This is a genomic window from Bradyrhizobium altum (assembly GCF_020889705.1).
GTDB lineage: Bacteria > Pseudomonadota > Alphaproteobacteria > Rhizobiales > Xanthobacteraceae > Bradyrhizobium > Bradyrhizobium altum.
Genome location: NZ_JACMYP010000030.1, coordinates 43,839 through 50,272 on the forward strand (window position 1 = coordinate 43,839; position 6,434 = coordinate 50,272).

Sequence of the window (6,434 nt, forward strand, 5' to 3'; positions counted from 1 at the left end):
AAACCGGTAGCCACCCCCGCAGATGGTGCGGGTCACAAAAACGCTATAGCCCAGCAAATCGGCCGGGTAACCCATTGTTTGACGATTCTTTGCGATTGCGGCCTATGTGCGAATAAGCGAGAAGAATTCGGTTTTCCACACAGGGCAGATCAGATCATGATGACGGATATGCTGCGGGCGGTGATTCTCGGCATCGTCGAAGGCGTCACAGAGTTCCTGCCGGTTTCTTCGACAGGCCACCTGCTGCTCGCGGAACGCTTCTTCAATCTCGGCGAAGGCAATTTCTGGAAGAGTTTCGCGATCCTGATTCAGCTCGGTGCGATCCTTGCGATCCTCGTGCTCTACTTCACCAGATTGTGGCGCGTCGCGCTCGGCATGTTCTCCAATCCCGACGACCGCCGCTTCGTCATCGGCGTGTTGGTGGCGTTCCTGCCTGCCGTCGTGATCGGCCTGATCGCCGGCAAATACATCAAGGAATTCCTGTTCAATCCGTGGGTGGTCTGCTTCACGCTGATCGTCGGCGGCGCCGTCCTGCTCTGGGTCGATCAGCTCGATCTCAAAGTGTACGAGGACGACGCGACCCGGTTCCCGCTGCTGATGTATTTCTGGATCGGCGTCGCGCAGTGCCTGGCAATGATCCCGGGCGTGTCGCGCTCCGGCGCCAGCATCGTCGCGGCGATGCTGCTCGGCGCCGACAAGCGCTCGGCGGCAGAGTTCTCGTTCTTCCTTGCGATCCCGACCATGGTCGGCGCGTTCGCCTATGATTTCTACAAGAATCGCGCCGACTTCACATCGGACAATCTCAGCGTCATCGCGGTCGGCTTCGTGGTGTCGTTCATCACCGCGATGATCGTGGTGCGGGCATTCCTCAACTTCGTCACCCGCCGCGGCTTCACCTTCTTTGCCTGGTGGCGCGTGATCGTCGGCACGCTCGGCCTGATCGCGCTGGCGATGGGACGGTAAAGGCTGACGGACGCTGATTTACCTCGCCCCGCCTGCGAGAGAGATCGGAACTCAAGCGCAGCGTGAATTTCCATCCATCATCACCCTGAGGTGGCCGCTTCTTTAGCGGCCCTCGAAGGGTCGACGGCCCAACTGTGGCCGATTCATCCTTCGAGGCTCGCTGCGCTCGCACCTCCAGCCACAAAGGCGAAGCCTTTGCGCCGGGATGACGGGGAGTTGGGGAGCGCCGCCTACGCGCTCTTCTTCTGGAACTGCCCCGTCGCGCGGAAGCGCCAGAGATATTGCGGGGCGATCGCTTCCATCGAATCGGGCGTGATGCCGAGACCCGCGAAAGTGAGACCGGCGGCCTTGGCGGCGTCGGACACGACGTTGTCCGAGCGCAGCATCGCGACCTGGTCAGGGGTCAGTGTGAACGGCCCCGGCGCGAATTGCAGGACATATGACTGCAGCTTGGCGAGGCCGAACGGCAGCGGCGCCAGCATGCGGTCGCGCTGGGTGATCTGAAGGATGATCTGCATCACCTCGCGCATGGTCAGCACTTCCGGGCCGCCGAGCTCGTAGGTCCCGCCCGGCTTCGCCTTGCCGTCCACGGCATCGGCCACGGCGTCCGCGGCGTCGGCGACATAGGCCGGCTGCACCTTGTTGAGGCCGCCGCCGACCAGCGGCAGCACCGGCGACATCCGCGCCAGCGCCGCAAAGCGGTTGGTGAACTGATCCTCGGGCCCGAACAGCAGCGACGGGCGCATCACGATGGACGACGGCAGGGCCGCCTGCACCGCCTGCTCGCCTTCCGCCTTGGCGCGGTAATAACCCGACAGCGAATCCTTATCGGCCCCGATGGCCGAGACATGGACCATCCGGGCGCCATTCGCGGCTGCCGCCCTGGCAATGGTCTCGGCGCCCTTCACCTGCACGGCGTCAAAGCTCTGCCCGCCGCCCTCGGCCAGGATGCCGACCAGGTTGATGGCGATATGCGAATCACGCATCGCCGCCTCGACCGAGGCCGGGTAGCGCACATTGGCCTGGACGGCATGAATCTGCCCGACGCGGCCGAGCGGCTGCAGATGGCCGGCCAGTTCGGGCCGCCGCACCGCGACTCGCACGCGGTATTCGCGCTTGCAGAGCGCCCGGACCACGTTCCGTCCCAGAAAACCCGATCCGCCGAAGACCGTGACGAGCGTTTCCAGGTTCGATGCCATGAGGTCCATTCCTGCCGGATTCGAGAGCGATTGGGCGTATTTAGCGCTTCTCGCGATACGCCATCAGCCCAATCCTGTACAGGCTATTTGAATTTCCAATCGCGAATTTGACAAGCGCGTAACCGATCCTTACTAAGCCGCTCCACATGCCCAGGTGGCGGAATTGGTAGACGCGCTGGCTTCAGGTGCCAGTGGCTTAACGGCCGTGAAGGTTCGAGTCCTTTCCTGGGCACCACCCCCTTTTTAAGCGATTGAAATCGCTCAGCATCCGCGGGGCGGGTGCGGCGAAGCCGTGACCCGCCGGGGGCGCGGCGCGACGGCGATCATTCGCTTCGTTCTGTGCGCCGAATCCCCGATTTGGAGTGACTGGTTTCCCGCCTAGCGTTGAGGAAAATCAGACTATGCCTCGATCAGGGGCAGGCACACCGTGAAGCCCTTCCCGTTGGGCTTCGAGCCACACCAAGCGTTTCATTGCCGACTTCTTTAGCGAGGCAGAAAGCTCAAGGTGCAATGCCCGAAATTCGGCGCGGCTGATCCAGCTATTCAGTTCGCGCAAACTGAGTTCGGCCGCATCGGCCTCAGTTTGCGGTGATCGCGACCGTTTGCGCATTTTCCAGCGTCAGGCGAGACGGACATAATCTTGTTCGATCCAAAAGGAGTGCATGTAGCTTGGCTCCTGGACGACCTCGCCGACTTCGAGCTCGACCAGGCGTCCCTTGAGATCGACGATCGGAAAATGACGGCCGAGGCACCTCATGAATAGTGCCCGCGTTTCGATGTCTTCCGGCAGCGCCTCCGGAATTGCCACGATTCAACCCTATCCCCATTCCAACGCCCGCCCGTCACACCACCCGCCGCCCCGCCCGCCGCGCGATCGGCCGCTGCACAAAATACATCGCGATCAGCGAGATCATCGAGCTCGCTACGACGACGTAGCCGATCCGGTCGAAATGCAGCAGCGAGCCGTCCGCATTCTCGGCGACGATCGCGGCTGCAGCCACCGAGCCGAGCCCGCCCGACAACTGCTGCACCGACGCGCTGATGGCGCTGAACGAGCCGCGCTGGCTGGCGTCGGGAATCGCCGACATCAGCGCCTGCGACGGGATCATGCGCGAGAAGATGCCGACGAACATCAGCACATTGACGATGATCGCGGTCAGCAGCGAGACATGGCCGAGATGGGTGTAGATCAGCACCATGATGGCCGACACCACGCAGCCGAAGATGAAGGTCGGATATTTGCCGAACGCATCGCTGGCGCGGCCGACCAGCGGCCCCATCAGGATGCTGAACAGGCCGGAGACGAGATAGATCGTCGGCAGATGGACGATATCGATGCCGAGATTGTGCACGGTGAAGGCGCTGCCGAACGGCATCAGCATGAAGCCGCCGGTCGCCAGCAGCGTCGTGACCAAAAAGGCCAGCGTGTAGCGCGGCTGCGCCACGGTTGCGATCAAATGCTGGAACGGGTTGCTGTCGTGCTGCAGCTTGAGATGCCCGTCGACCGGCTCCATCACCAGCGCGATGGTGGCGATCGCCGCGATCGACAGGCCGACGATGGCCACGAAGCAGATGTGCCAGTTCCAACGATTGGCCAGGAAAAGTCCAGCGGGCACGCCGAGCACCTGGCTCGCGGCGAACGCGGTCTGGATGAAGCCCATCACCCGGCCGCGCAGATGCAGCGGAAACAGGTCGGTGACGATGGCGAGCACGACCGAGCCGATCACCCCGCCGAACAGGCCGGTGACGATGCGGCCGAGCAGCAGCACGTGGAAATTCTGCGCCAGCGCGCACAGCACGGTGCCGAAGGTGAAGCCGACATAGAAGAACAGCAGCATCCGCTTGCGGTCGAAACGATCGGCAAAGCCGGCGGCGAGGATGCCGGAAATGCCTGCCGCGAACGCGTAGGCCGAGACCGCGACGCCGAACTGCCCGGCCGTGATGTTGAGCGACGGCATCAGGATGGCGCCAAGCGGCGACATGATGACGAAGTCGAGGATCAGGGTGAACTGCGTGAACGCAAGCAGCGCGATCAGGAACGATTGATAGCGCGAAAAGCCGCGTTCCTGCGGCTCGTCGATCGGCGCGGCGATGGTCTGTTCCGACATAAGGCTCATTTCATTGCGAAGCGGGTCCGGGCTGGCAACAGATAGGGAGGGTGCGGTCGGATTTCATGGGGCGCGCGGGCAACAGTTCCATCGAAATTGAGCGCGTAGCGACAATGACTTGGCCGCGCACCCCACGTCGAGTGCTGCGAGAATATGGGGGCTGCAGCGCACCCGGCGCGCACGGCAATTGTTTCCGGTTGTGTCGGTCGATAACTGCAACGAGTGAGTGGTGTACTTCACAACCTCGGAAGCGTACGCACGTCAAGGATGTGAATCGCGATGATACATCTCATGGTTCCGTCTGTGGCGATCGCGCAACAGATCGCTGCAAATCGTCTCAAGCTTGAACGGAGCGGATCAGCCGACGCTGAGAGCGGGGCAGGGGGGCACAGGTGGCGTGAGGCCGGGGGTCGGGTTCGCGCCGAGGTTGGAGTAAGGGCATGGTTTCATCGCGGCTCGCGGCGATCCTGTCGTGCACTTTCGGTGGCGGCTGTCTTCTATCGGTGTCGCAGGCGTTTGCCGCCTGCGACAGTCTTGCGCCGGCGAGCGGTCAGACGGTGACCTGCTCGACCACGGCGCCGAATCCCTCGCCCGCTGGCGTGCAAGCCGCAGCCGGCAGCTCGAACGTCACCGTGAACGTGCTGCAGGGCGCCGGCATCACGCCGGGCGCCGGTGCGACCGCGATCGGCCTTGTCTCCCGCAGCACCGCCACCAACAACGGCACGCTGACCATCAGCGGCGGCGGCACCGGAATCTTCGGCAGCGGCGACGGCAATGTCTTCACCAACGGTGCGTCGGGCGTGATCACGACCACCGGCGCCGGCAGCAATGCGATCGCCGCCAGCAGCAATGGCAACACGCTGATCAACAACGGCACGATCACGACGCTGAACGGCACCTCGCGCGGGCTCGCCATCACCGGTCTCACGCAGCACAACAACAATACGCTGATCAATACCGGGACCATCACCACCCAGGGCCCGCAGTCGCACGGCCTCTATGTGCAGACCGGCGACAGCAACACCTTCACCAATAGCGGCACCATCACCACGGCCGGCGCCGGTGCGCGTGCGATCTTCTCCGCCGGACAATTCATGACCATCACCAACACCGGCACGCTGCTCACGACCGGCGGCGATGCCGGCGGCACCGCCAACAACACCGTCTTCATGCAAGGCAATGCCGCCGTCCTGCGCAACAGCGGCACCATCGAGGCGCGTGGCGTCAATGCCGACGGTGTGTTCTCCAACACTGCCGGTTCATCGTTCACCGCCCGAATCGAGAACCTCGCCGGCGGCAAGATCATCAGCCAGAACGGGCCCGCGATCCGCACGCTCAACGGCGCCACCACCATCGTCAATGCCGGCCTGATCGCCGGCAACAGCGGCACGGCGCTGGCGGGCGGCGGCGGCGCGGTGACGATGATCCTGCAAACCGGCTCGCAGATATCAGGCCTTGCCGATGGCGGCGGCGGCAACAACCAGGTGCGGCTGCAAGGCAGCGGCACGGCTGACAATGCGTTCGCGCGATTCCAGACGCTGACGATGGAAGGCACCGACTGGACCTGGGCCGGCACCGGCACCTTCGCCAACACCTTCATCAACAGCGGTTCGCTGACGCTGCAGACCTCGCTGACCGGCAATGTGTCGATTGCGGCGGGCACCAGCCTGCTGGCCGGCAACGGTGCCAATCCATCGATCACGTCGTTTCCGGGCGGGCCGCCGATCACCGTCACCAACGCCGGCGTTATCAACCTCACCAATGGCGGCGCCACCGCGGCGAACAGCCTGACGATCGCGGGCAGCTATGTCGGCAATGGTGGCGGGCTTTATCTGCGCACCGCGCTCGGTGGTGACGGTTCGCCGTCGGATCGGCTCGTGATTTCCGGCGGCAATGCGTCGGGATCGACCGCGGTGACCGTCACCAATGCCGGCGGCGCGGGCGCGCTGACCACCGCTGATGGCATCATGGTGGTGCAAGCCGTCAATGGCGGCAGCACGGCCCCCAGCGCATTCGGCCTCTCCAACGCCGTCGTGGCCGGCGCGCACGAATATCTGCTGTTTCGCGGCGGCGTCTCCGCCGGCAGCGCCGACAATTGGTATCTGCGCTCGCAGCTGTTGCCCGGCACGTCGTCGCCGGCGCCGCCGGCTGCACCCGCACCAAC

General features: G+C 64.0%; 4 protein-coding genes, 1 tRNA gene and 1 pseudogene. 3 read left to right on the top strand and 3 right to left on the bottom strand.

Translation table 11 applies throughout. The annotated features are described in order from the left end of the window. Window positions 1-156: 156 nt before the first annotated feature. Window positions 157-963, top strand: a complete 807-nt coding sequence (locus tag H8B02_RS11265; RefSeq protein WP_229166300.1) for an undecaprenyl-diphosphate phosphatase — start codon at window positions 157-159, stop codon at window positions 961-963. Between the two features lie 230 nt (window positions 964-1,193). Here the strand turns inward: H8B02_RS11265 and H8B02_RS11270 are convergent, their stop codons facing one another. Continuing rightward, a complete protein-coding gene (locus tag H8B02_RS11270) occupies window positions 1,194-2,162 on the bottom strand; it encodes a complex I NDUFA9 subunit family protein (RefSeq protein ID WP_229166301.1) in 969 nt (322 codons plus the stop codon). Window positions 2,163-2,310: 148 nt separating this feature from the next. Here H8B02_RS11270 and H8B02_RS11275 point away from each other — a divergent pair. Continuing rightward, window positions 2,311-2,397 (top strand) — tRNA-Leu (locus H8B02_RS11275). Window positions 2,398-2,781: 384 nt separating this feature from the next. On the opposite strand, the gene H8B02_RS11280 is transcribed toward H8B02_RS11275, so the two are convergent. Together H8B02_RS11280 and H8B02_RS11285 are read right to left on the bottom strand one after the other, a co-directional pair. After that, complete coding sequence (locus tag H8B02_RS11280) at window positions 2,782-2,970, bottom strand: hypothetical protein (RefSeq protein ID WP_229166302.1); 189 nt, start codon at window positions 2,968-2,970, stop codon at window positions 2,782-2,784. A 34-nt stretch (window positions 2,971-3,004) separates the two neighbouring features. Further along, on the bottom strand, window positions 3,005-4,270 hold the full coding sequence (locus H8B02_RS11285) for an MFS transporter (protein WP_229166303.1): 1,266 nt from the start codon (window positions 4,268-4,270) through the stop codon (window positions 3,005-3,007). Between the two features lie 440 nt (window positions 4,271-4,710). Between H8B02_RS11285 and H8B02_RS11290 the strand changes: the two are divergent. Continuing rightward, window positions 4,711-6,434, top strand: a pseudogene (locus H8B02_RS11290) (hypothetical protein); the annotation flags it as partial.